The sequence below is a fragment of the Burkholderia sp. WP9 genome (genome assembly GCF_900104795.1).
Classification (GTDB): Bacteria; Pseudomonadota; Gammaproteobacteria; order Burkholderiales; family Burkholderiaceae; genus Paraburkholderia.
The window spans coordinates 3,445,069-3,466,970 of sequence record NZ_FNTG01000001.1 but is presented as its reverse complement, the minus strand read 5'-3'; the positions used below and the strand labels follow the sequence as shown (position 1 = coordinate 3,466,970).

Below are 21,902 nucleotides of genomic sequence, written 5' to 3'. Positions count from 1 at the left end.
AATCCTCCATGCAATAGCCTGGATTTCAAGGATTCCCATGTTTGGCATCACCCATTTCGAGTTTTTCGTTGTCGCGGTCTTTCTCCTGAACGTGACGCCCGGTCCCGACACGGCGTATATCGTTGGGCGCAGCGTCGCCCAAGGCCGCGGCGCGGGGCTCATGTCGGCGCTCGGCATCTCGGCGGGTTGCTGCGTTCACTCGCTGGCCTGCGCGTTCGGCTTGACCGCAGTGCTGGCCGCGTCGGCCACCGCATTTACCGTCATCAAGTTTGTCGGCGCTATTTATCTGATTTATCTTGGCGTGCGCCTCATATTCGCCAAACCGGCCGCCGACCAGGCAGCGGGCGAAGCGCGCGCGGTCGGTGCGCCCAAGTCGCTGCGGCAGCTTTTCCTGCAAGGCTTCTGGACCAACGTGCTGAACCCCAAGGTGGTGCTGTTCTTCGTATCGTTCTTCCCGCAATTCGTGACGGCCGGCAGCGACCACAAAGCGCTCGCCTTCCTCACGCTGGGCGCGGTGTTCGTCGTGATGAGCATGGTCTGGAACAGCTTTGTCGCGTGGGTCGCGGGCAGCGTGACGCGGCGTTTCTCCGGGCAGCCGTTGGTGAGGCAGTGGCTGGATCGGGGCGTCGGCAGCGCTTTTGTTGGTTTGGGTATCAAACTCGCCACCGCATCAAGATGATTGAATTTTCCTTGCGCGCCCATATCTAACAGTTCGCTTACAATCGGGCGCCGCGATGTCGCGGTGCAGATATGAACCCCGCGTCAGGGGCAAGGAGTTGCAGACATGTTCAATTGGGTCAAAACCGCGATGTTGATGGCCGCGATCACGGCCCTTTTCATCGTGATCGGCGGGATGATCGGCGGGTCGCGCGGCATGACGATCGCGCTCGTGATCGCCCTTGGGATGAATTTCTTTTCGTACTGGTTCTCGGACAAGATGGTGCTGCGCATGTACAACGCGCAGGAAGTCGACGAAACCAGTGCGCCGCAGTTCTATCGCATGGTGCGCGAGCTTTCGACGCGTGCAGGCCTGCCCATGCCGCGCGTCTACCTGATCAATGAAGACGCGCCGAACGCGTTTGCCACCGGCCGCAATCCGGAGCACGCGGCGGTTGCTGCCACCACGGGCATTCTGCGCGTGTTGTCCGAGCGCGAAATGCGCGGCGTCATGGCGCACGAGCTCGCGCACGTGAAGCATCGCGACATTCTGATTTCGACCATCTCGGCCACCATGGCGGGCGCCATTTCCGCGCTGGCGAACTTCGCGATGTTCTTCGGCAGCCGCGACGAAAACGGCCGGCCCACGAATCCGATCGCGGGCATTGCCGTCGCGCTGCTCGCGCCGATCGCCGGCGCGCTGATTCAGATGGCGATTTCGCGTGCGCGTGAGTTCGAAGCCGACCGTGGCGGCGCGCAGATTTCCGGCGACCCGCAAGCGCTCGCTTCGGCGCTCGACAAGATCCATCGTTACGCGAGCGGGATTCCGTTTCCCACCGCCGAGCAGCATCCGGCCACCGCGCAAATGATGATCATGAATCCGTTGTCGGGCGGCGGTATCGCGAATCTGTTTTCCACGCACCCGGCTACCGAGGAGCGCGTCGCGCGGTTGATGGAAATGGCGCGCACGGGGCGCTTCGAATAACGCCGCGCGGCGCTTGGGCGCAATAAAGAAAGGCGAGTCTGCGGGCTCGCCTTTTTTGTTCCAATGGCAGGTTTGCGGAGCAGCGGTGGCGTGTGGCCACTGGCCGATGAAGCGCCCATCAATCGCCTTCGCGGCCGTAGACGGTTCGCACGCCTCTTCACCGCACCGCACCGCACCTCACCTCACCTCACCTCACCGCACCTCACCTCACCTCACCTCACCTCACCGCACCGCACCGCACCGCACCGCACCTCACCGCACCGCACCTCACCGCACCGCACCGCACCTCACCTCACCTCACCTCACCTCACCTCACCTCACCTCACCTCACCTCACCTCACCTCACCTCACCGCAGACCCCGCGCCGCAGGTCCCTCTATTCCAGCACGCCGTGCATGTGCAAACCCCCACTCCATCCACTATCGGCCGGCCGCGGCGGCCCGCGCTTCGCGCCACGCTACAATGTGTGTTGATTGCGTCGCGCGTTCCGCGCGGCCCGCCTTAGCCTTCTTCATGACCACAAAGCCTTCTTCGCGTACTGCTTCCTCACCGGCGCGTCCGCGCGAATCCCGATTGTCGATGCTGCATCTCGCGCCCGAATCGCTCGGTTTCGCGCTCGACTGCGCGGGCCAGGCCGTCGGCGCCGTGCGTCTCGGCTCAGCGTTGCCGGCCGCGCTGCAGTCGGTCTTCGTGTCCGCGCCTGAGGGCAGCACCGCCGCCGCGCGCGGAGCGGTGCAGGACATCGCGTACCGCACCATGCGGCGTCTCGCGACCGTCGAGTGGCTGATCGCGAAGCTGGTGAAAAAGGCGCCGCCGCCGCACGTCGGCCATGTGCTCGAGTGCGCGCTGGCCTTGCTCGTCGACGACGAAGCGAGCGCTGCCTATACGCCGTTCACGGTGGTCGATCAGGCGGTGAGCGCGATCGGCGCGCGTCGTGAGTTCGCCTTTGCCAAGGGGCTTGTCAACGCCGTACTGCGTAATTTTCTGCGCGAGCGCGAAGCGCTGTTGAGCGCCGCGCAAGCCGATGAAGTGGCGCGCTGGAACTACCCGGCCTGGTGGATCGATGCGGTGAAGCGCGCATGGCCCGACGCATGGCAGTCGGTGCTGGCCGCCGGCAACACGCAAGGCCCGCTGACGCTGCGCGTGAACGCGCGTCGTTCAACGGTCGACGCCTACCTGCAAGTGCTGCAAAACCATCACATTGTCGCGAGCAAGGCTGGAGACTATGCGGTCAAACTCGCCACGGCGATGCCGGTCGACCGCATTCCCGGGTTTAACGACGGTGTGGTCTCGGTGCAGGATGCCGGCGCGCAACTCGCCGCGCAACTGCTCGGCGTGCGTGACGGCATGCGCGTGCTCGACGCCTGCGCGGCTCCCGGCGGCAAGACCGGACATCTGCTCGAACTCGCCAATCTTCAGCTCGTCGCGCTCGAAAGCGACGCGTCGCGCGCGCGCCGCATCGGCGAAAACCTGCAGCGTCTGAAGCTCGAAGCGGAAGTGCGGATCGGCGACGCCGGCGCGCCCGCCAAGTGGCACGACGATATCGACCAGCCGTTCGACCGCATTCTCGCGGACGTGCCGTGCTCGGCGTCGGGTATCGTGCGGCGTCATCCGGACATTCGCTGGCTGCGCCGCGCGTCCGACATTCCTGCGCTCGTCGCCGAGCAACGCCGCATTCTCGATGCCCTTTGGCCGCTCGTGAAACCAGGCGGCGAGTTGCTCTACGTTACGTGTTCGATCTTTCCGGAAGAAGGCGAGTTGCAGGCGCAGTGGTTTGGAAACAAGTATCAGGATGCGGTACGATTGGACGCGCCGGGGCAACTGTTGCCTTCAGTCGCTCGCGCGCCCGCCGACACATCGGCCGGTTCCCATGCCGGACAACCCGCTGAAGACAGCGCCGGCGCGAACTCAGACCACGACGGATTTTTCTACGCGCGCTTCCAGAAACGGTGACCATCAAACGCTTCTTCCCGCTTCGGCTCGCAGCCGTGCTCTGGATCGCGCTGGCCTTATGGCTCGCGGCGCCGGGCGCGGCGCACGCTGACTCGATCGCGGTGCAGCGTGCGTCGCTGCAAGCCGACAACACCGGCTGGAACCTCGACGCCCGTTTCGACTTCGACCTGAACAGCAATCTCGAAGACGCGGTCAATAAAGGCATCCCGCTCTATTTCACGACCGACTTCGAATTGAGCCGGCCGCGCTGGTACTGGTTCGACGAGCAGCCGGTCAGCGTGTCGCAAAGCATTCGCCTGTCGTTCCAGCCGCTCACGCGCGAATATCGCGTGTCGAGCGTCTCCTCCGGCGGTTTGCAGCTCGGCTTCACCACGCTCAAGGATGCGCTCGCGGTCATCAAGCACGTCACCTCGTGGCACGTCATCGAGCGCAATGAAGTGCGCGCCGGCGAGACGTATAACGCATCGGTGCGCATGCAACTCGACATCGCGCTGATGCCCAAGCCGTTCCAGATCGACGCGGTGAACAATCGCGACTGGAACCTCGCGTCCGAATGGAAGCGTTTTACCTTCACGGTGACCGAACGTGCTAAATAAAGTGCGCTCCGCCACCAGTGTCAGCAGCATCGTCGTGCGCGTGCTGGTGTCGACGGTCGCGGTCACGGCCGTGTTGCTGCTCGTGCTGCTGGCGGCCGCCAGCGCGAACACCGAATTCTTCGACCGCTATTACCAGTGGCTCTACGCCGCCAACCTCGCGGTCGCGATGATCTTTTTGCTGGTGGTCGCGACGCTCGTCATCATCATCATCGCGCGGCTGCGAAAGGGTAAGTTCGGCACAAGGCTATTGGCGAAACTGGCGTTCTTCATGGCGCTGGTCGGCGTGGTGCCGGGCGGGATCATCTACGTCGTGTCGTATCAGTTCGTGTCGCGCAGTATCGAGTCGTGGTTCGATGTGAACGTCGAAACCGCGCTCACGTCCGGCCTGAATCTCGGGCGCGGCATGCTCGACGCGTCGCTGTCCGATCTGCAGACCAAGGGCCGGTTGATGTCGGAACAGTTGGCGAGCGCGGACGCCGCCGGCACCACGCTCACGCTGCTGCGTCTGCGCGATCAGTTCGGCGTGCAGGATGCGACGATCGTCGAACCCACGCGCAGCATGTCCGGTGCGACGCCCGATATGCACGTGGTCGCGCAGGCATCCGGCAACTACGCGACGCTCGTGCCGAACGATCTGCCCACGCCGCTGATGATCGATCAGGCGCGCGGCCGCGGCTACGCGGCGATCGAAGGCGAAGTGGACGGCGATCCTCATGCGCATGGCAGCAAAGGCGTGCTACGGCTGCGCGTGGTGCAGCGCATTCCCGACTCGAACGCCTCGTTGCTGCAACCCACCGAACGCTTCCTGCAACTCACGCAGCCGGTGTCGCCCACGCTCGCGCGCAACGCCGACGCGGTGCAGCGCGCCTATCGCGAGTATCAGGAGAAGGCGCTTGGGCGCACGGGTCTGCGCAAGATGTATATCGGCACGCTCACGCTCGCGCTCTTTCTCGCCACCTTCATCGCGATGATGCTCGCGCTCGCACTCGGCAATCAGCTTGCGCGGCCGCTCTTCCTGCTGGCGCAGGGCACCAAGGAAATCACGGAAGGCGATTACACGCCTAAGCGGGAAATCAAATCGCGCGACGAACTGGGCTTTCTCACGCAGTCGTTCAACGCCATGACGCGGCAGTTGTCCGAAGCGCGCGCGGCGGTCGAGAACAACCGCATTGCGCTCGAACATTCGAAGGCGTATCTGGAAAGCATTCTCGCTAACCTGACCGCGGGCGTGTTCGTGTTCGACCGTCAGTTCAGACTGACCACCGCGAATCGCGGCGCCGAGCGGATTTTCCGTCAACCGTTCCAGGCATTGATGGGTTCGGCGCTGGATCAGATCGGCGTGCTGAGCGAATTCGGCGGCATGGTCCGCAAGGCGTTTGCCGATCGCGAAGCGGCGAGCGGCGACGGTCACGACGATCGCGGCCACTGGCAGCAGCAGTTTTCGGTGCAGGTGCCCGGCGAAACCGAGCCGCTTACCTTGCTCGTGCGCGGCGCGCGGCTCGTCTCGGCGACGGACCGCGACGCGGAAGACATGCAGACCTCCGGCTATGTCGTCGTATTCGACGATATCTCGGACGTGATCTCCGCGCAGCGTTCGATCGCATGGGGCGAGGTCGCGCGGCGGCTCGCGCACGAGATCAAGAATCCGCTCACGCCGATCCAGCTTTCCGCCGAGCGTTTGCAGATGAAGCTCGCCGACAAGCTGTCGCCATCCGACGCGGATGTGCTGAAGCGCGGCGCGACCACGATCGTCAACCAGGTCGCCGCCATGAAGCAGATGGTCGACAATTTCCGCGACTACGCGCGCACGCCGCCGGCGGTGCTCGCGCATTTGCAACTGAATGATCTGGTCAGCGAAGTGCTCACGCTGTACGGTATCGAAGAGGGCAAAGGTGCGATCCAGGTCGAGCTTGCCACCCTGCCGGCGATTCGTGGCGACGCGACGCAATTGCGTCAGGTGATTCACAACCTGCTGCAAAACGCGCAGGATGCGGTGGCGGACCTCGAGCATCCGCGTGTATTGCTCGAGACGAGGACAGTAGAATACGGAGACCCCGACGCGGAAGGCAAAGTCCACGTCGCGGTGCGTCTGACCGTGACGGACAACGGACCGGGCTTCCCCGCGCGTATCCTCACACGTGCATTCGAACCTTACGTGACGACCAAGGCCAAAGGTACGGGCCTGGGTCTTGCGATGGTCAAGAAGATCGTCGACGAACACGGCGCGCGCATCGACATCCGCAATCGTATGAAAGCGGGCGACGTGATCGAGGGCGCGCAGATTTCGATCCTCTTCCTTCAACTGGCAGACGATGCCGCGACACCTGGAACAGGGCCGCGTCCGGCGCACGGCAGTGCGTCGCATGGAAAGACAAAAGCAACAGTGCAGACAAGGGCAGCGTAAATGGCAACCATCCTGGTGGTAGATGATGAAATGGGCATCCGGGAATTGCTCTCGGAGATCCTGAGCGACGAAGGGCATGTCGTGGAGGCCGCGGAAAACGCGCAGGAAGCGCGCGAATTCCGTTTGCGCCAGGCACCCGACCTGGTGCTGCTCGACATCTGGATGCCCGACACCGACGGCGTGACCTTGCTCAAGGAATGGGCTGCGCAAGGACAACTGACCATGCCGGTGATCATGATGTCCGGCCACGCCACGATCGATACGGCCGTTGAGGCAACCAAGATCGGTGCACTCAATTTCCTCGAGAAGCCGATTGCTTTGCAAAAGCTGCTGAAGGCTGTCGAGCAGGGCCTCGCGCGTGGTAACGCGGCGAGTGCGCCGGGCGGCGCGGCGGCCAAGCCGGTGTTGCCGGTGAGTGCTTCGGCAGTGGCTTCGGCGGCGTCACTGCCGATGCTTTCCACCGACGGCCTCGGCAGCGGCGCGCTGGCGGCGCAAACGGCCTCGATTTCGTTCGATATTCCGCTGCGCGACGCACGCGACGCCTTCGAGCGCGCGTACTTCGAATATCACCTCGCGCGTGAGAACGGCAGCATGACGCGCGTGGCGGAGAAGACCGGCTTGGAGCGCACGCACCTGTATCGCAAGCTCAAGCAACTCGGTGTCGATCTCGGTAAAAACAAGGGGGAGTGAGCTTGGTGACGAGCGCAAGTGAGCCCGTGCTCTGCGCGCAGATCCCACTTTCACAGATTTTTTCGAGAAGGGGCTTGCCCTGCTGTTGACCCTTTGATATCATTTCGTTCTTCGTTGGCCCGGTAGCTCAGTTGGTAGAGCAGCGGATTGAAAATCCGCGTGTCGATGGTTCGATTCCGTCCCAGGCCACCAGGATTCAGCCCCAGGAAATCGCAAGATTCCTGGGGCTTTTCCTTTTTGCGCCCCTAATGTGTGACGGGCTTGAAGGACATCACGCGTGTCCGCTGCTTCGGCTTGCGCGCGCCGCGTGGCAGCACGCACTCGGCGGTGTTCGGCGCTGCATGATAAAATCGCGCCAGTTCAAGGACTTGCACAGTGAGTGCAGCGCCTGCGTGCTGTGCGGCAACGCCGCCACCTGCACCGAACCCTTCGCCCGACGATTAACGGTATAAGCGCCCAGCGACTCTGCATGCGGAAGGCGCGGCCTATACTGCTTTGGGCCGGCAGCAGTGCCGGCACGCGTCGCGCCGCGTTGCTTGCATGGCGCACCTCGCGCAGCGCGACGTGGCACTCTTCATTCACGGAGTTTCACGGTGATCCGCAACGACGCTAAACGTAGCGCTCTGGTGCTGTTTTCCGGCGGCCAGGATTCCGCCACGTGCCTCGCCTGGGCGCTCGAACGTTATGAAACGGTCGAGACACTGGGCTTCGATTACGGTCAGCGGCACCGCGTCGAACTGGAATGCCGCGAGGGGTTTCGCAACGCTGTCGCGCGTGCATTTCCGCAGTGGGCCGAGCGCCTCGGCGACGATCATATGATCGACCTGTCGGTGCTCGGCGCGATCAGTGACACCGCCATGACGCGCGAGATTGAGATCGAAGCCACGGCGAACGGTTTGCCGAACACGTTCGTGCCGGGCCGCAATCTGATGTTCATGACCATCGCTGCGGCAATTGCGTATCGGCGTGGCCTGCAGGTGCTGGTGGGCGGCATGTGCGAGACGGATTTCTCAGGCTATCCCGATTGCCGCGACGACACGATGAAGGCGTTGCAGGTCGCGCTGAACCTCGGCATGGACACGCGCACGCTGCTCGAAACACCGTTGATGTGGCTCGACAAGGCCGACACGTGGCGCCTCGCGCACGAACTCGGCGGCGACGAACTGGTCGAGCTGGTGCGCGTCGAGACGCATACGTGCTATGTCGGCGAACGCGCCGAATTGCATGCGTGGGGCTTCGGTTGTGGCGAATGCCCGGCGTGCCGCTTGCGCAAGCGTGGCTACGAAGCCTATCTGGCGGGTGAGAAGGTCACCGAGGCGCCGGTCTGATAACGCTCGGCAGGACAGCGCACCTCAGGCAATCATTTTCAGGAACATAGGGCACACAGCAGCATGACTTACGCGGTCAAGGAAATCTTCTACACGTTGCAGGGCGAGGGCGCGAATGCCGGGCGTCCGGCTGTCTTCTGCCGGTTTGCCGGCTGCAACCTGTGGTCGGGCCGCGAAGAAGATCGTGCCGAAGCGGTGTGCCAATTCTGCGATACCGATTTCGTCGGCACGGACGGTGAGAACGGCGGCAAGTACCGCACGGCGGAAGATCTGGTACAGATGATCGCGTCGCAATGGCCGCAAGGCGAGGGCGAGCGTTTCGTCGTGTGCACGGGCGGCGAACCGATGCTGCAGATCGATCAGCCGCTGGTCGACGCGCTGCATGCCGCTGGCTTTGAAATCGCGATCGAAACCAACGGCTCGCTGCCGGTGCTCGAGACGATCGACTGGATCTGCGTGAGCCCGAAGGCCGACGCGCCGCTCGTCGTGACGAAAGGCAACGAACTGAAGGTCGTGATCCCGCAGGACAACCAGCGCTTGTCCGAGTATGCGAAGCTCGACTTCGAGTATTTCCTCGTCCAGCCCATGGACGGTCCGTCGCGCGACATCAACACCAAGCTCGCGATCGACTGGTGCAAACGCCATCCGCAATGGCGCCTGTCGATGCAGACCCACAAGTATCTGAACATTCCCTGATTTGCCGTGCTGACGATTACACGAAAACTCGAATTCGACGCGGGTCACCGCATTCCTGATCACCGCAGCCAGTGCCGTAATCTGCACGGTCATCGCTACGTGCTCGAAATCACGCTGCAAGGCGATCTGGTCGACACCGAAGGCGCGCCCGATCGCGGCATGGTGATGGACTTCGCCGACGTGAAGTCGCTCGCCGTCGAGCATCTGGTCGACAAGTGGGACCACGCGTTTCTCGTCTATGAAGGCGACGCGCAGGTGCGTGGTTTCCTGGAAACGATGGCTGGCCACAAGACGGTCGTGCTCGATCGCATTCCCACGGTCGAAAACCTTGCCGCCGTGGCGTTCGAGATTCTCGCGAACGTCTACGACGCGCACTACGGCGTGAATCTGCGTTTGCACAAGCTGCGTCTGTACGAGACGCCGAATTGCTGGGCCGACGTGGTCCGCGACTAAACCGAACGCCGCCGCGCGGCTCGCGAGACGTCCCCTTGGGGACCGTCCAACCCTCGCGTTATTGTCACGGTATGATCGCTCCGATAACCACACGGAGCGAGACATGCCGGTCACCGCATTGCGTCGCAGCAGGCATCCAGGCCGCCTCGGCCAGAGCCAATCTCTTTGTCTTTTCCCCGCCCATCACGCCGGCATTGCGCACTGCGGTTCAGGCGATGCATTTCATCGCCGCCACGGAGCGCGGCGATGAGCAGCCTGACCAATCCCCTCAAGTCACGCCTGAAGGAAACCGAGCCGCTGTTCGGTCTGTGGCTTTCGCTCGGCAGCGACGCTGCGGCCGAAGCGCTCGCGCATGCCGGCTACGACTGGCTGCTGATCGACATGGAGCACGCGCCGAACGATAGCGGCGACGTCGCCTCGCAATTGCGCGCGATCGCCGCCGCGCATCTGCCGAGCGAGCCGGTGGTGCGCGTGCCCGCCAGCGAGGCGTGGCTCGTCAAGCGCGTGCTGGATGCCGGCGCGCGTACGCTGATGTTCCCGAATATCGAGTCCGCGGAAGAGGCGGCGCGCGCCGTGCGTCTCACGCAATATCCGAGCGCCGGAGCGCTCGACGGTGAGCGCGGTGTCGCCGGCGTGGTGCGGGCCGCGGCCTACGGCATGCGGCGCGACTACGTGCAGACGGCCAACGCGCAGATCGCGACCATCGTGCAGATCGAGTCGGCGCGCGGCTTGCAGGAGGTGGAAAAAATCGCGGCGACGCCGGGTGTCGATTGCCTGTTCGTCGGGCCGGCCGACCTTGCCGCGAGCCTCGGTCATCTGGGCGATTCGAAGCATGCCGACGTGCAGGCCGCGATGGCGCGCATCGTCAGCGCGGCGGACAAGGCGGGCATTGCCGCCGGTATTTTTGCCATGGATGTCGCGAGCGCCAAACAGCATCGCGACGCCGGATTTCGTTTTATCGCTCTGGCCGCGGACGTCATGTGGATGTTGCGCGCGACTCGCCAGGCGTTGCAGGAGGTGAGGTCATGAAAGGGATGGTGCAGTGCGTCGTGGTGCGTCTGGCGGTCACGGCGGCGTTGATGGCGAATGTGGCGGCGTATGCGCAGGACCGCGTGGCGAAGTCGAACGATCCGCAGACGCAAACCGCGGTCGCCGACTACAACGCCGGCAATCTCGGCGCGGCGCTGGCCGAGTTCCGCAAGGCCGCGGAGCGCGGCAGCCGGCTCGCCGAGTTCAACTACGCCATGATGCTGCTCAACGGCGAAGGCGGCCCGGCCAATGTGGATGAAGGCAAGAAATGGCTGCGTAAGGCCGCCGACGCCAACATGTCGCACGCGCAATACGTGTACGGCAAGATGTACGACGATGGCGAGTTCGTCGGGCGCGATCCGGTCGAAGCGCACCGCTGGTTCCTGAAGGCGGCGCAGCAAGGGCACGTGCAAGCGGAGTTGGCGCTCGCCAATCAGTTCCTCGACGGACGCGGCACCGAGCGCGACAACAAGCAGGCGTTCTTCTGGTACAAGAAGGCGGCGGAAGGCGGCGACATGACCGCGCAGTACGTGGCGGGCTCGTTTTACGAGCGCGGCGGCGACGGTGTAGACAGGAATCTCAACGTGGCGCGCGCTTATTACGCTGCCGCAGCGGCGCAGGGCGATCCGGCGGCGCGGCTCAAGTATCAGCAACTCAGCGCGCAGTTGCGGGATCAGAAGGAAGTGAAGCCGCAATAAATAAAGAAGGGGCGCTCCGTGATGATGGTGCGCCCCTTCTTCGATTTGCAGCCTTTGTTCTGCGGCCTTGTTCGCTGACAGCCTCGCCGCGCTAACTCTGCATCAACCGCTTTTGCCGCGCGACGCTCATGATGAGCCCGATGGCCACACCCAGCGTGGTCAGTGCGGTGCCGCCGTAGCTCATGAACGGCAACGGCACGCCGACCACCGGCAAGATGCCGCTCACCATGCCGATATTGACGAATGCGTAGGTGAAGAACGCCATGGTCAGCGAGCCGGCCAGCAAGCGTCCGAACAGCGTCGCACCATTGGCCGCGATATACAGCCCGCGCGCGATCAACAGCATGTATAGCGTGAGCAGCACGACGCCGCCCGCCAGCCCGAACTCTTCGGAGAACACCGCGAAAATGAAGTCAGTGTGCTTCTCGGGGATGAACTCCAGATGCGCCTGCGTGCCCTTCAGCCAGCCTTTGCCAAGCGGACCACCGGAGCCGATCGCGATGACCGCCTGGATCGTGTGGAAGCCCTTGCCGAGCGGATCGGAGGTCGGGTCGAGCAGCGTGCAGATACGGTGTTTCTGATAATCGTGCATCAGCGGCCATTGCACTTCGGGCTGACAGATCTTGTCCTGAAAGGCGGCGATCGAAGCGACCGCTATGACGCCTGCAATCAGCACCGGCACGATCAGCTTGAAACTCAGGCCCGCAAAGTAAATCACGAAGAAGCCGGCCGCAAACACCAGCACGGCCGTACCGAGGTCGGGCTGCTTGGCGATCAGGCCGACCGGCACCGCGAGAATCAGCAGGCCGACCAGATAGTCGTACCAGCGCATCACGCCTTCGCGGCGCTGGTAGTACCACGCGAGCATGAGCGGCGTGGCGATCTTCAGGATTTCCGACGGCTGGATCACCACCCCGACATTGATCCAGCGCTTCGCGCCCTTGCGCGTGAGGCCGAATAGCGCCACCGCGACCAGTAACGCGATCCCGAACGTGTAGAGCGGGACCGCGAAGCGCATCAGCGTGGTGGGTGGAACATTGGCGAGCGCCCACATCAGCACGAACGTGAGCATGATGTTGCGTAACTGGTCTTCCACGCGGCCGGGGACGTCCAGACTCGCGCTGTACAGCGTGACGATGCCGACGCACAGCAGCAGAAACACGATCAGTGCGAGCGGGCGGTCGAAGCCCGCGAACATCCGCTTGATGCGGTCGAGCCAGGCGCGCTTGTCGAATTGCATGCCTTTCTCCTTACTCGTCGATGCCGCCGGAAACCGGCTGGCGTGGCGACGTGCCCTGAGTGCCGTCTTCGCGCGACGGTGCCGCGGCGGTCGGCACCGGCTCGCTAGCCGGGCGGGGTTTATGCGGGACGCCGGATTTACGCGACGCTGAATTCTTTGCGGCAGAAGTCGCGGACGTCGAGGCGGCCAACGGTGCCGATGCAGCCGCCGGCGCGGAAGCCGCGGCCGCAGCAGACGCTGCTTTCGCAGCCGCCGCCGCGGAGGCCGCCGCTGCCGCCGAAGCCGCACCGGGAATCGGCAGGGCAGTGAAGCCCGCCGCGACCTTGACCGGCTGCGCCGCATCCTGTGGCGACGGTGCATCGCCGACTTCGGGCGCGGACGCATCCTGGGTCGCCGACGCCGCCGCTTCGATGGCCGCCGCCTGAGCGCCCGGCTTGTTCTTGCCGACGAGGTAGTAGTCGAGCACCTTCCGCGCGATCGGACCCGCCGATTCCGCACCCCAGCCGCCGTTTTCGACGATCAGCGCGAGCGCGATCTTCGGCTGCTCGACCGGCGCGAACGCGATGAAGAGCGCGTGGTCGCGCAAATGCTCGGCGATTGCGTGGCCCTTATAGTTCGCGCCTTGCAGCGAGTAGACCTGCGCTGTACCGGTTTTGCCGGCCGCCTGATAGGGGGCGCCGATGAACAGTTTCGACGCCGTCCCATTGGTCACGACGCCTTCCATTGCGCGCTTGATGATGTCGATATCCGATTGCTTCACCGCGATCTTGTCGCTCGGATCGCGCACGACCGCGCGAGTGTCTTTCGTGATCGGATTTTCGATGTCGCGCACGAGGTGCGGCTTCATCACGACGCCGTTGTTCGCGAGCGTGGCCGTAGCGTGAGCGAGCTGGAGAATCGTGAACGAGTTGTAGCCCTGGCCGATGCCGAGACTGATCGTTTCGCCCTCATACCAGCGCTGCTGTTCGGGCTTGCGGTATGCCTTGCGCTTCCATTCGGTGGACGGCAGGATGCCGCGCGCCTCGCCCGAGATGTCGATACCGGTGATCTGGCCGAAGCCCCACGGCTTCATGAAGTTGGCGATATTGTTGACGCCGAGATCGTGCGCGAGCATGTAGAAATACGTGTCGTTCGACACCACGATCGCGCGGTTCATGTCGACCCAGCCTTGGCCCGAACGCACGTCGTTGCGGAACGTGTGGCCGCCGAAGGTATACGAGCCCGGATCCTGGAAGCCCCAGCCCGGCGTGCGCTTATGCAGTGTGAGCGCGGCGAGCGCCATGAACGGCTTGTAGGTCGAGCCCGGCGGATAAGTGCCGTGCAGCGGCCGATTGAGCAGCGGGTGGTCGGGCGAATTGTTGAGATCGTCCCACGTCTGCTGATCGATACCGTCGACGAACGAATTCGGATCGAAACTCGGCGCGGACACGAACGCAAGCACGTCGCCCGTGGATGGTTCGATCGCGACCAGCGCACCGCGGCGGCCGGCGAACGCCTGCTCGGCGACCTGCTGCAAGCCGATATCCAAAGACAGCACGAGGTTGTTGCCAGGCGTTGCCTGCGTACGCGACAAGGTGCGCACGGGGCGGCCGCCGGCCGTCACTTCCACTTCCTCGAAACCGGTCTGGCCATGCAGTTCGGTTTCGTAGCTCTGCTCGACGCCGATCTTGCCGATGTAGTCGGTGCCCTTGTAGTTGTTCGCGTCGAGCCGCGGATCGTAGTGGTCCGGATCGCTGTCGTTCTGGTCGCTGGCGTCGTCGATACGGTCCTGATCGCGCTGCGAAATCCGCCCGATGTAGCCGATCACGTGCGCCGCCGTCGGCCCGAGCGGATATTGGCGGAACAGGCGCGCGCGCACTTCCACGCCGGGAAAACGGAAGCGCTGCGCGGTGAAACGCGCGACTTCGTCGTCGGTCAGGCGGGTGCGGATCGGCAGGCTCTCGAAGTTCTTCGAGTCTTCCTGCAGCTTCTTGAAGCGGCGGCGGTCGCGCGCGTCGATCGAAACGACCGTGGCCAGGTTGTCGATCACGTTTTCGAGCGAGTCGTTCAGCTTCGAGGGCGTAATTTCGAGCGTGTAGGCGGAGTAGTTCTTCGCCAGCACGACGCCGTTGCGATCGGTGATGATGCCGCGGTTCGGCACGATCGGCGCGACGGAAATGCGGTTTTCATCGGCCTGCAGCGAATATTTGCTGTAGTGCCAGACCTGCAGAAACAGGAAGCGGAAACCGATCAGCCCGAAGCACACGAACACGAACAGACCCGCCGCCGCGACGCGCAGGCGGAACTTCGAGAGCTGTTGCTGAGTGTCCTTGAATTCGGTCATGCGATTCTGCAAAAGGCCGGTTGACGGCCATCATGAGTGTGCGCCTTTTCCGGCCGGAACCGGAAGGCATGAACAGCGATGCGCGTCGAGCGGGCCGGCAAAGCGGGTTCCATCAGAACGGCCGGCGGGCCCGATGCGTGATCAAATTGGCCGGGTATCGTCCGGGTCGGCCGGGCGGCGCTGCGGCATCAGCAGCAGCACGCTGGTGACCGGCCACAGCGCGGCTTCGACGAAACCGTCGATCAGATAACCCCAACCCGGAAACGCCGCGCCCGTCAGCAGACGGATCACGAACGGCACCAGTTGCGCGACCACCAGCAGCGGCATGACCGCGAAGGTCTGCACGCCGAGCGACATCCACAGCACGCGGCGGTGGATGGTGATCGCGCCGTACGACAACAGCGTGTACGCCAGTGCGTGCTCGCCGAGCAGGCTGGCGTTGTGCACGTCCATCAGCAAACCGAGCGAAAACGCGATACCCATGCCGACTTTGCGCGGCTGGTGCACGTTCCAGAACAGCAGCACGAGCGCGACGAAGTCCGGCACGCCGATAAGGCGCCCCCACGGCATCAGATTCAGCAGGAACGCGGCCGCGAGACTGAACGAGATGAAGTACGGGTTGACCGGCTGCAGAATGTATTGCGGACGGTTCATGGCTGTGCCCCCGGCGTGGCTTGCGGCTTCGCGTTCTTCTCAGCGGCCGGTTTCTTTTCGGTGGCGGACTTCTTGTCCGCGGCTGCCGGTTTGGCGGGCGCCTTTTCGGCGGGCTTGGCCGCTGCGGGCTTCTCGGCCGCGGGTTTTTCACCCGCGGATTTTTCCCCCACCTTTGCCGGCGATTTGTCCGCCGCAGCTTTACCGTCTGCCGGCTTGGCGCCCTTCTTCGCTTTCGCCTCCTTCGCGGCCGTGGCTGCGTCGGGTACTTCGGCGGGACGCGGCGGCACATTGTTCACGTAGTGCAGCACCAGCAACTGACGGGCGCCGCGCACCGGTGCGATCGGCAGGCAGATCACGCGCGCGAACGCCGTATCGGCCTGTTTGTCGACCCGCACCACCTTGGCGACCGGCAACCCCGGCGGATAGACGCCGTCGAGTCCGCTCGTGACGAGTTCGTCGCCGGACTGGATGTCGGCGCTGATCGGCACGAAGCGCAGATCGAGCGTGTCGCCCTTCGGCGTGCCGTAAATCACACTGCGCAAGCCGGTGCGCACGATCTGCACGGGCACCGCCTGGTCCTTGTCCGTGAGCAGCGTCACTTCGGCTTGCAGCGGAAAGACGCGCGTCACCTGACCGATCACGCCGTCTTCGTTGACGACCGGCGAACCATTCTGAATGCCTTGCTGTGCACCGCGGCCGATCACCACCTTCTGCGTGAAAGGATCGCGCGTGTCGTACTGGATCTCGGCGGGCAGCGATTCCGTGGTGGAACGCTGCGACAGTTGCAGCAGCGCGCGCAAATGCGCGTTTTCGGCGGCCAGCCCGGCTGCCGTATTGGCTTGCTGCGAAAGCTGCAGGTCTTTGGTGCGCAGCTTGTCGTTTTCGCTGCGCAGCGTGGCGCTGGTCACGGCCAGGTCGGCGGCGCCCACGAACATGTCGCGAGGCACGAGTGCCGCGCGTTGCAACGGATAAAGACCCGCGCCGAGCACGCCACGCACGATTTCGAGCGTTTTGAAGCGAGCGTCGGAGATCAGCAGGGCGAGCGCCAGCACGACGAAAAACACGAGTCGTGCGAGAGCGGACGGTCCTTGCTTGAACAGGGGCGGCGGACTGTATTCCATGGTCGGCGCCGGGGGCGTGAGCGGTTGGGTGAGACGGCGGCGCGCGAGGAACGCGCGTTCAGCGAGCGGAGGCTGGCAGGTCCAGCCAACGGCAAACCGGCCCGCAAGGGGCCGTTTGCCAGATCCGCGCTACTGACATGGAGACGGGCTCGCTTACTCGTACGAGAAGATGCTGCCCAGCTTGTCCATGCGTTCGAGCGCCATGCCCGAGCCGCGCACAACGCAGGTCAGCGGGTCTTCGGCGACGAGCACCGGCAGGCCGGTTTCTTCGGCGAGCAGGCGGTCCAGATCGCGCAGCAATGCGCCACCGCCCGTGAGCATCATGCCGCGCTCGGCGATGTCGGCGCCCAGTTCCGGCGGCGTTTGTTCGAGCGCGATCTTTACCGACGACACGATCTGGTTCAGCGGATCGGTGAGGGCTTCGAGAATTTCATTGCTGGAGATCGTGAAGCTGCGCGGAATGCCTTCCGACAGATTACGGCCCTTCACTTCCATTTCCTTGACTTCGGAACCCGGGAAGGCCGAGCCGATTTCCTTCTTGATGGCTTCGGCGGTTTGCTCGCCGATCAGCATGCCGTAGTTGCGGCGGATGTAGTTGACGATGGCTTCGTCGAACTTGTCGCCGCCTACGCGCACGGAGCCCTTGTACACGATGCCGCCGAGCGAGATCACGCCGACTTCGGTCGTGCCGCCGCCGATGTCGACGACCATCGAACCGGTGGCTTCCGACACCGGCAGGCCGGCGCCGATTGCAGCAGCCATGGGTTCTTCAATGAGGTAGACCTGCGAAGCGCCCGCACCGTGCGCGGCTTCCTTGATCGCGCGGCGTTCGACCTGGGTCGAACCGCACGGCACGCAGATGATGATGCGCGGCGACGGCGAGAACATGCGCGATTCGTGAGCAGTTTTGATGAACTGCTTGATCATCTGCTCGGTGACGGTGAAGTCGGCGATCACGCCGTCTTTCATGGGGCGGATCGCTTCGATGTTGCCCGGCACCTTGCCGAGCATCTGCTTGGCTTCCTTGCCGACTGCCTGGATGGTTTTCTTACCGTTGGGACCGCCTTCCTGGCGGATCGAGACCACCGACGGTTCATCAAGAACGATACCCTTGCCACGCATGTAGATGAGCGTGTTGGCCGTGCCGAGGTCAATGGCCAGATCGTTGGAGAAGTAGCTGCGCAAAAAACCGAACATTCAAAATCCTGTCTCGCTTGGGGCCGGGCCTCGCAACGTATGCGCAGGGCGGCAGCGGAAAAAATAACAGCTTCAACCGGGCGGAAGCGGCGCCACAGGAACTTGAAGCTGCGAGGGAGTCTACCGGAGGCCGGTGCAAAGCCAGGTCAGAAAAATCCGAACGATCTTGGGGAATAGTTCAGAAAGGCCTTGGTAAGACGGTCCGGGTTTGGGTCGAACGCGTAATGATACCTTATAATTTTGGATGTTTTGAAGGAAACGGACGGCACTTTTTGCCGCCGCTGGCCCCTTTTTCGAGGGCTTCCTCCAGCGTCGTAACCCGCTGTCGCAGCGCTGTTTTTTGGCGTGCTGCGGCGGTCCACCACATTTTCCGGTGACTGCATGGCTCTGACCCTGACCGATGTAAAACGTATCGCGCATCTTGCGCGGCTCGAACTGGCCGACGCCGACGCTGAGCACACGCTCGTTCAGCTCAACGATTTTTTCGGCCTCGTCGAGCAGATGCAGGCGGTCGATACCACCGGCATCGCCCCGCTTGCCCACCCGATCGAGCAGATCGAAGACGTCGCGCTGCGTTTGCGCGACGACGCGGTGACCGAAACGGTCGACCGCGAAGCTTTCCAGCGCCCGGCGCCGGCCGTGCAGGAAGGCCTGTACCTCGTGCCCAAGGTGATCGAGTAACACCCGCTTTGCGAGCTTGGCGCGGCATGCGCGCCAGGCGGCTGCCGATATGCCGGCTTGCGGCATATCGACTCGTGGCCCCGGTGCTCGCACGACCGTCGTCGCCGGCTTTCTCGGCTCGGCTTGCCGGCGGGCAGCCGAATGCCTCCACGGCAGCGTGACTGCGCTGCCGCGCTCTTCAGGATAAAACGCAATGCATGAAAAAAGTTTGACCGAACTGCGCGCCGCATTGACGGCCAAGGAATGCTCCGCAGTCGAACTGGCTCAGCTCTATCTGAAGCGGATCGACGCGGCCAACAGCCTGAACGCATTCATCCAGGTGGACCCCGATCTGACGCTCGCGCAGGCAAAAGCCGCGGACGCGCTGCTTCATACCGGCCACGCCGGTCCGCTGGTCGGCCTGCCGATCGCGCACAAGGACGTGTTCGTCACCAAGGGCTGGCGCTCCACGGCCGGCTCGAAAATGCTGTCGAACTACGAGAGCCCGTTCGACGCGACCGTGGTCGCGCGTCTGCAGAATGCCGGCATGGTGTGCGTGGGCAAGACCAATATGGACGAGTTCGCGATGGGCTCGTCCAACGAGAATTCGTACTTTGGTCCCGTGCAGAATCCGTGGGACGTCAAGGCTGTGCCGGGTGGTTCGTCGGGCGGCTCGGCCGCGGCCGTGGCCGCGCGCCTCGCGCCCGCCGCGACCGGCACGGACACCGGCGGCTCGATCCGTCAGCCGGCGTCGTTCTCCGGCATTACGGGCATCAAGCCGACGTATGGCCGCGTGTCGCGTTACGGCATGATCGCGTTCGCCTCGTCGCTGGATCAGGGCGGTCCGATGGCGCAAAGCGCCGCCGATTGCGCCACGCTGCTCAACGCCATGGCGGGCTTCGACGAGCGCGATTCGACCAGCCTCGTGCGTGACGACGAAGACTACACGCGCTACCTCGGCAAGCCGTGGAAAGAAGACGGTGCGGACAAGCCGCTCGCCGGCCTGCGCATCGGCCTGCCGAAAGAGTATTTCGGCGCCGGTCTCGCCGACGACGTGCGCGCCTCGATCGACGCCGCGCTGAAGCAATACGAAGCGCTCGGCGCCACGCTGGTCGAGGTCTCGCTGCCGAAAACCGAGTTGTCGATCCCGGTGTACTACGTGATCGCGCCGGCGGAAGCTTCGTCGAACCTGTCGCGTTTCGACGGCGTGCGCTTCGGCCATCGCGCCGCGGAGTATCGCGATCTCCTCGACATGTACAAGAAGTCGCGCGCCGAAGGTTTCGGTCCGGAAGTAAAGCGCCGCATTCTGGTCGGCGCTTATGTGCTGTCGCATGGCTATTACGACGCGTACTACCTGCAAGCGCAGAAGATCCGCCGCATCATCGCGCAGGACTTCCAGGAAGCGTTCAAGCAGTGCGACGTGATCATGGGACCGGTCGCGCCTTCAGTGGCGTGGGATCTGGGCGCGAAGGGCGACGATCCGGTGCAGATGTATCTGGCCGACATCTACACGCTGTCGGTGAGCCTCGCCGGTTTGCCGGGCATGAGCGTGCCGTGCGGCTTCGGCGCGGGCGCGAATGCGCAGCGTCCGGTTGGTTTGCAGATCATCGGCAACTATTTCAATGAAGCCCGGATGCTGCAGGTGGCCGACGCGTTCCAGCGCGCGACCGAGTGGCACCGCCAGGCACCGGCAGGAGTGTGAGCACCATGACCAAGCAATGGGAAGTCGTGATCGGTCTGGAGACCCACGCGCAACTGTCGACCCAGTCGAAGATTTTTTCTGGCGCCTCGACGCAATTCGGCGCTGCGCCGAACACGCAAGCGTGCCCCGTCGATCTGGCCTTGCCGGGCACGTTGCCGGTAATGAACCGCGGCGCTGTGGAGCGCGCTATCCAGTTCGGTCTCGCGATCGGCGCGACGGTGGCGCCGCGCAGCATCTTCGCGCGCAAGAATTATTTCTACCCCGATCTGCCGAAGGGCTATCAGATCAGCCAGTACGAAATCCCCGTCGTGCAAGGCGGCCAGGTGACGATTCAGGTGCCGGCCAATGAAAAGGCGGGTAAGGAAGCGTACGAGAAGGTCGTCAACCTCACGCGCGCCCACCTCGAAGAAGACGCGGGCAAGTCGCTGCACGAAGACTTCGCGGGCATGACCGGCATCGACCTGAATAGGGCCGGCACGCCGCTGCTCGAAATCGTCACCGAGCCGGAAATGCGCAGCGCGGCGGAAGCGGTCGCCTACGCCAAGACGCTGCATACGCTCGTCACGTGGCTCGGCATCTGCGACGGCAACATGCAGGAAGGCTCATTCCGTTGCGACGCGAACGTGTCGGTGCGTCCGGTCGGTCAGGCCGAATTCGGCACGCGCGCCGAGATCAAGAACCTGAACTCGTTTCGCTTCCTCGAAGAAGCGATCCAGTACGAAGTGCGCCGTCAGATCGAATTGATCGAAGACGGCGGCACGGTGGTGCAGGAAACGCGTCTATACGATCCGGACAAGCGCGAAACGCGTTCCATGCGCAGTAAGGAAGACGCGCACGATTACCGCTATTTCCCTGATCCCGATCTGATGCCGCTCGTGATCGACGCGGCGTGGGTCGAGCGCGTGAAGAGCGAGATGCCGGAACTGCCGGTCGCGATTCAACAACGCTTCGTCACGCAATACGGTTTGACGCCTTACGACGCCAACGTGCTGACCTCGAGCAAGGCGATGGCGGCGTACTACGAAGCGGTGGTGAGCAAAGTCGGCTCGTCCAATGCGAAGGCTGCGGCTAACTGGCTGATGGGTGAAGTGTCGTCGCAGTTGAATCGCGAAGGCCTCGACTTTGCAGCAAGCCCGGTGTCGTCAGCGCAACTCGCGTTGCTGCTGCAACGTATCGCCGACGGCACGATCTCCAACAAGATCGCCAAGGAAATTTTCCTCGCGATCTGGGAAGAGAAAGCCACCGACGAAGCCGCTGCCGATCGCATCATCGAAGCGAAGGGCCTGAAGCAGATTTCGGATACCGGCGCGCTCGAAGCGATCATCGACGAAGTGCTCGCTGCGAATCAGAAGTCGGTCGAGGAATTCCGCGCCGGCAAGGAAAAGGCGTTCAACGCGCTGATCGGTCAGGCAATGAAAGCGACCAAGGGCAAGGCGAATCCGGCGCAGGTAAACGAACTGCTCAAGAAGAAGCTGTCCTGAGTTGAAGCTGAGTTAAAAAAGCACGGCCGAAGCGT

Annotated in this window: 19 protein-coding genes and 1 tRNA gene; 15 read left to right on the top strand and 5 right to left on the bottom strand. The window is 63.6% G+C overall.

The window, feature by feature from the left end; all coding sequences use genetic code 11:
• Positions 1–37: 37 nt before the first annotated feature.
• The 12 genes from BLW71_RS15440 to BLW71_RS15385 all read left to right on the top strand — a co-directional run bounded on the left by BLW71_RS15440 (position 38) and on the right by BLW71_RS15385 (position 11,489).
• The gene (locus tag BLW71_RS15440) at positions 38–679 is read left to right on the top strand and encodes a LysE family translocator (RefSeq protein ID WP_091797306.1); all 642 of its coding nucleotides are present in this window, start codon (positions 38–40) and stop codon (positions 677–679) included.
• 105 nt (positions 680–784) lie between these two features.
• Positions 785–1,642 (top strand): zinc metalloprotease HtpX, encoded by an 858-nt coding sequence (gene htpX, locus BLW71_RS15435; protein WP_091797303.1) that lies wholly within the window; start codon positions 785–787, stop codon positions 1,640–1,642.
• A gap of 513 nt (positions 1,643–2,155) precedes the next feature.
• Positions 2,156–3,595, top strand: a complete 1,440-nt coding sequence (gene rsmB, locus BLW71_RS15430) for a 16S rRNA (cytosine(967)-C(5))-methyltransferase RsmB (protein WP_091797301.1) — start codon at positions 2,156–2,158, stop codon at positions 3,593–3,595.
• Positions 3,592–4,191, top strand: coding sequence for a DUF4390 domain-containing protein (locus tag BLW71_RS15425; protein ID WP_091797298.1), 600 nt, complete (start codon positions 3,592–3,594; stop codon positions 4,189–4,191). The genes rsmB and BLW71_RS15425 overlap by 4 nt, the downstream gene beginning before the upstream one ends.
• Positions 4,181–6,595 carry a sensor histidine kinase gene (locus tag BLW71_RS15420; protein ID WP_091797295.1) on the top strand — a complete coding sequence of 805 codons (2,415 nt, stop codon included), beginning with the start codon at positions 4,181–4,183 and terminating at the stop codon, positions 6,593–6,595. Before BLW71_RS15425 ends, BLW71_RS15420 begins: the two co-directional genes overlap by 11 nt.
• Positions 6,596–7,285, top strand: a complete 690-nt coding sequence (gene esaR / locus BLW71_RS15415) for a response regulator transcription factor EsaR (protein WP_091797292.1) — start codon at positions 6,596–6,598, stop codon at positions 7,283–7,285.
• A gap of 116 nt (positions 7,286–7,401) precedes the next feature.
• A tRNA-Phe gene (locus tag BLW71_RS15410) sits at positions 7,402–7,477 on the top strand.
• Positions 7,478–7,878: 401 nt separating this feature from the next.
• Entirely contained in the window at positions 7,879–8,613 is a 735-nt protein-coding gene (gene queC / locus BLW71_RS15405) for a 7-cyano-7-deazaguanine synthase QueC (RefSeq protein WP_091797289.1), read from the top strand.
• Positions 8,614–8,676: 63 nt separating this feature from the next.
• Complete coding sequence (gene queE / locus BLW71_RS15400) at positions 8,677–9,309, top strand: 7-carboxy-7-deazaguanine synthase (protein ID WP_091797286.1); 633 nt, start codon at positions 8,677–8,679, stop codon at positions 9,307–9,309.
• A 9-nt stretch (positions 9,310–9,318) separates the two neighbouring features.
• Positions 9,319–9,762 carry a 6-carboxytetrahydropterin synthase QueD gene (gene queD, locus BLW71_RS15395; protein ID WP_091800899.1) on the top strand — a complete coding sequence of 148 codons (444 nt, stop codon included), beginning with the start codon at positions 9,319–9,321 and terminating at the stop codon, positions 9,760–9,762.
• Positions 9,763–10,008: 246 nt separating this feature from the next.
• Positions 10,009–10,791 (top strand): HpcH/HpaI aldolase family protein, encoded by a 783-nt coding sequence (locus tag BLW71_RS15390; RefSeq protein ID WP_091797282.1) that lies wholly within the window; start codon positions 10,009–10,011, stop codon positions 10,789–10,791.
• On the top strand, positions 10,788–11,489 hold the full coding sequence (locus BLW71_RS15385; RefSeq protein WP_091797279.1) for a tetratricopeptide repeat protein: 702 nt from the start codon (positions 10,788–10,790) through the stop codon (positions 11,487–11,489). Before BLW71_RS15390 ends, BLW71_RS15385 begins: the two co-directional genes overlap by 4 nt.
• A gap of 91 nt (positions 11,490–11,580) precedes the next feature.
• On the opposite strand, the gene rodA is transcribed toward BLW71_RS15385, so the two are convergent.
• The 5 genes from rodA to BLW71_RS15360 form a co-directional block, all read right to left on the bottom strand.
• Positions 11,581–12,729 (bottom strand): rod shape-determining protein RodA, encoded by a 1,149-nt coding sequence (gene rodA, locus BLW71_RS15380; RefSeq protein ID WP_091797276.1) that lies wholly within the window; start codon positions 12,727–12,729, stop codon positions 11,581–11,583.
• Positions 12,730–12,739: 10 nt separating this feature from the next.
• Positions 12,740–15,052, bottom strand: a complete 2,313-nt coding sequence (gene mrdA, locus BLW71_RS15375) for a penicillin-binding protein 2 (RefSeq protein ID WP_091797273.1) — start codon at positions 15,050–15,052, stop codon at positions 12,740–12,742.
• Between the two features lie 141 nt (positions 15,053–15,193).
• Complete coding sequence (gene mreD, locus BLW71_RS15370; protein ID WP_091797269.1) at positions 15,194–15,706, bottom strand: rod shape-determining protein MreD; 513 nt, start codon at positions 15,704–15,706, stop codon at positions 15,194–15,196.
• Complete coding sequence (mreC, locus tag BLW71_RS15365) at positions 15,703–16,827, bottom strand: rod shape-determining protein MreC (RefSeq protein ID WP_091797266.1); 1,125 nt, start codon at positions 16,825–16,827, stop codon at positions 15,703–15,705. Before mreC ends, mreD begins: the two co-directional genes overlap by 4 nt.
• A 153-nt stretch (positions 16,828–16,980) precedes the next feature.
• The gene (locus tag BLW71_RS15360) at positions 16,981–18,024 is read right to left on the bottom strand and encodes a rod shape-determining protein (protein WP_004189550.1); all 1,044 of its coding nucleotides are present in this window, start codon (positions 18,022–18,024) and stop codon (positions 16,981–16,983) included.
• 381 nt (positions 18,025–18,405) lie between these two features.
• Here BLW71_RS15360 and gatC point away from each other — a divergent pair, with 381 nt between their 5' ends.
• From gatC to gatB, 3 genes are all read left to right on the top strand, one after another.
• Entirely contained in the window at positions 18,406–18,705 is a 300-nt protein-coding gene (gatC, locus tag BLW71_RS15355) for an Asp-tRNA(Asn)/Glu-tRNA(Gln) amidotransferase subunit GatC (RefSeq protein ID WP_091797263.1), read from the top strand.
• 193 nt (positions 18,706–18,898) lie between these two features.
• Positions 18,899–20,386 (top strand): Asp-tRNA(Asn)/Glu-tRNA(Gln) amidotransferase subunit GatA, encoded by a 1,488-nt coding sequence (gene gatA, locus BLW71_RS15350; protein ID WP_091797260.1) that lies wholly within the window; start codon positions 18,899–18,901, stop codon positions 20,384–20,386.
• A gap of 5 nt (positions 20,387–20,391) precedes the next feature.
• Entirely contained in the window at positions 20,392–21,867 is a 1,476-nt protein-coding gene (gene gatB / locus BLW71_RS15345; RefSeq protein ID WP_091797257.1) for an Asp-tRNA(Asn)/Glu-tRNA(Gln) amidotransferase subunit GatB, read from the top strand.
• Positions 21,868–21,902: the final 35 nt, after the last annotated feature.

What these genes read in the sequence shown, in the direction of transcription:
- htpX (WP_091797303.1), top strand. Translation starts at nt 785, where the DNA reads ATGTTCAATTGGGTCAAAACCGCGATGTTGATGGCCGCGATCACGGCC.
- gatC (WP_091797263.1), top strand. Translation starts at nt 18,406, where the DNA reads ATGGCTCTGACCCTGACCGATGTAAAACGTATCGCGCATCTTGCGCGG.
- BLW71_RS15440 (WP_091797306.1), top strand. Translation starts at nt 38, where the DNA reads ATGTTTGGCATCACCCATTTCGAGTTTTTCGTTGTCGCGGTCTTTCTC.
- mreD (WP_091797269.1), bottom strand. Translation starts at nt 15,706, where the DNA reads ATGAACCGTCCGCAATACATTCTGCAGCCGGTCAACCCGTACTTCATC.
- esaR (WP_091797292.1), top strand. Translation starts at nt 6,596, where the DNA reads ATGGCAACCATCCTGGTGGTAGATGATGAAATGGGCATCCGGGAATTG.
- mrdA (WP_091797273.1), bottom strand. Translation starts at nt 15,052, where the DNA reads ATGACCGAATTCAAGGACACTCAGCAACAGCTCTCGAAGTTCCGCCTG.
- BLW71_RS15390 (WP_091797282.1), top strand. Translation starts at nt 10,009, where the DNA reads ATGAGCAGCCTGACCAATCCCCTCAAGTCACGCCTGAAGGAAACCGAG.
- BLW71_RS15360 (WP_004189550.1), bottom strand. Translation starts at nt 18,024, where the DNA reads ATGTTCGGTTTTTTGCGCAGCTACTTCTCCAACGATCTGGCCATTGAC.
- rodA (WP_091797276.1), bottom strand. Translation starts at nt 12,729, where the DNA reads ATGCAATTCGACAAGCGCGCCTGGCTCGACCGCATCAAGCGGATGTTC.
- gatA (WP_091797260.1), top strand. Translation starts at nt 18,899, where the DNA reads ATGCATGAAAAAAGTTTGACCGAACTGCGCGCCGCATTGACGGCCAAG.
- queE (WP_091797286.1), top strand. Translation starts at nt 8,677, where the DNA reads ATGACTTACGCGGTCAAGGAAATCTTCTACACGTTGCAGGGCGAGGGC.
- BLW71_RS15385 (WP_091797279.1), top strand. Translation starts at nt 10,788, where the DNA reads ATGAAAGGGATGGTGCAGTGCGTCGTGGTGCGTCTGGCGGTCACGGCG.
- gatB (WP_091797257.1), top strand. Translation starts at nt 20,392, where the DNA reads ATGACCAAGCAATGGGAAGTCGTGATCGGTCTGGAGACCCACGCGCAA.
- mreC (WP_091797266.1), bottom strand. Translation starts at nt 16,827, where the DNA reads ATGGAATACAGTCCGCCGCCCCTGTTCAAGCAAGGACCGTCCGCTCTC.
- rsmB (WP_091797301.1), top strand. Translation starts at nt 2,156, where the DNA reads ATGACCACAAAGCCTTCTTCGCGTACTGCTTCCTCACCGGCGCGTCCG.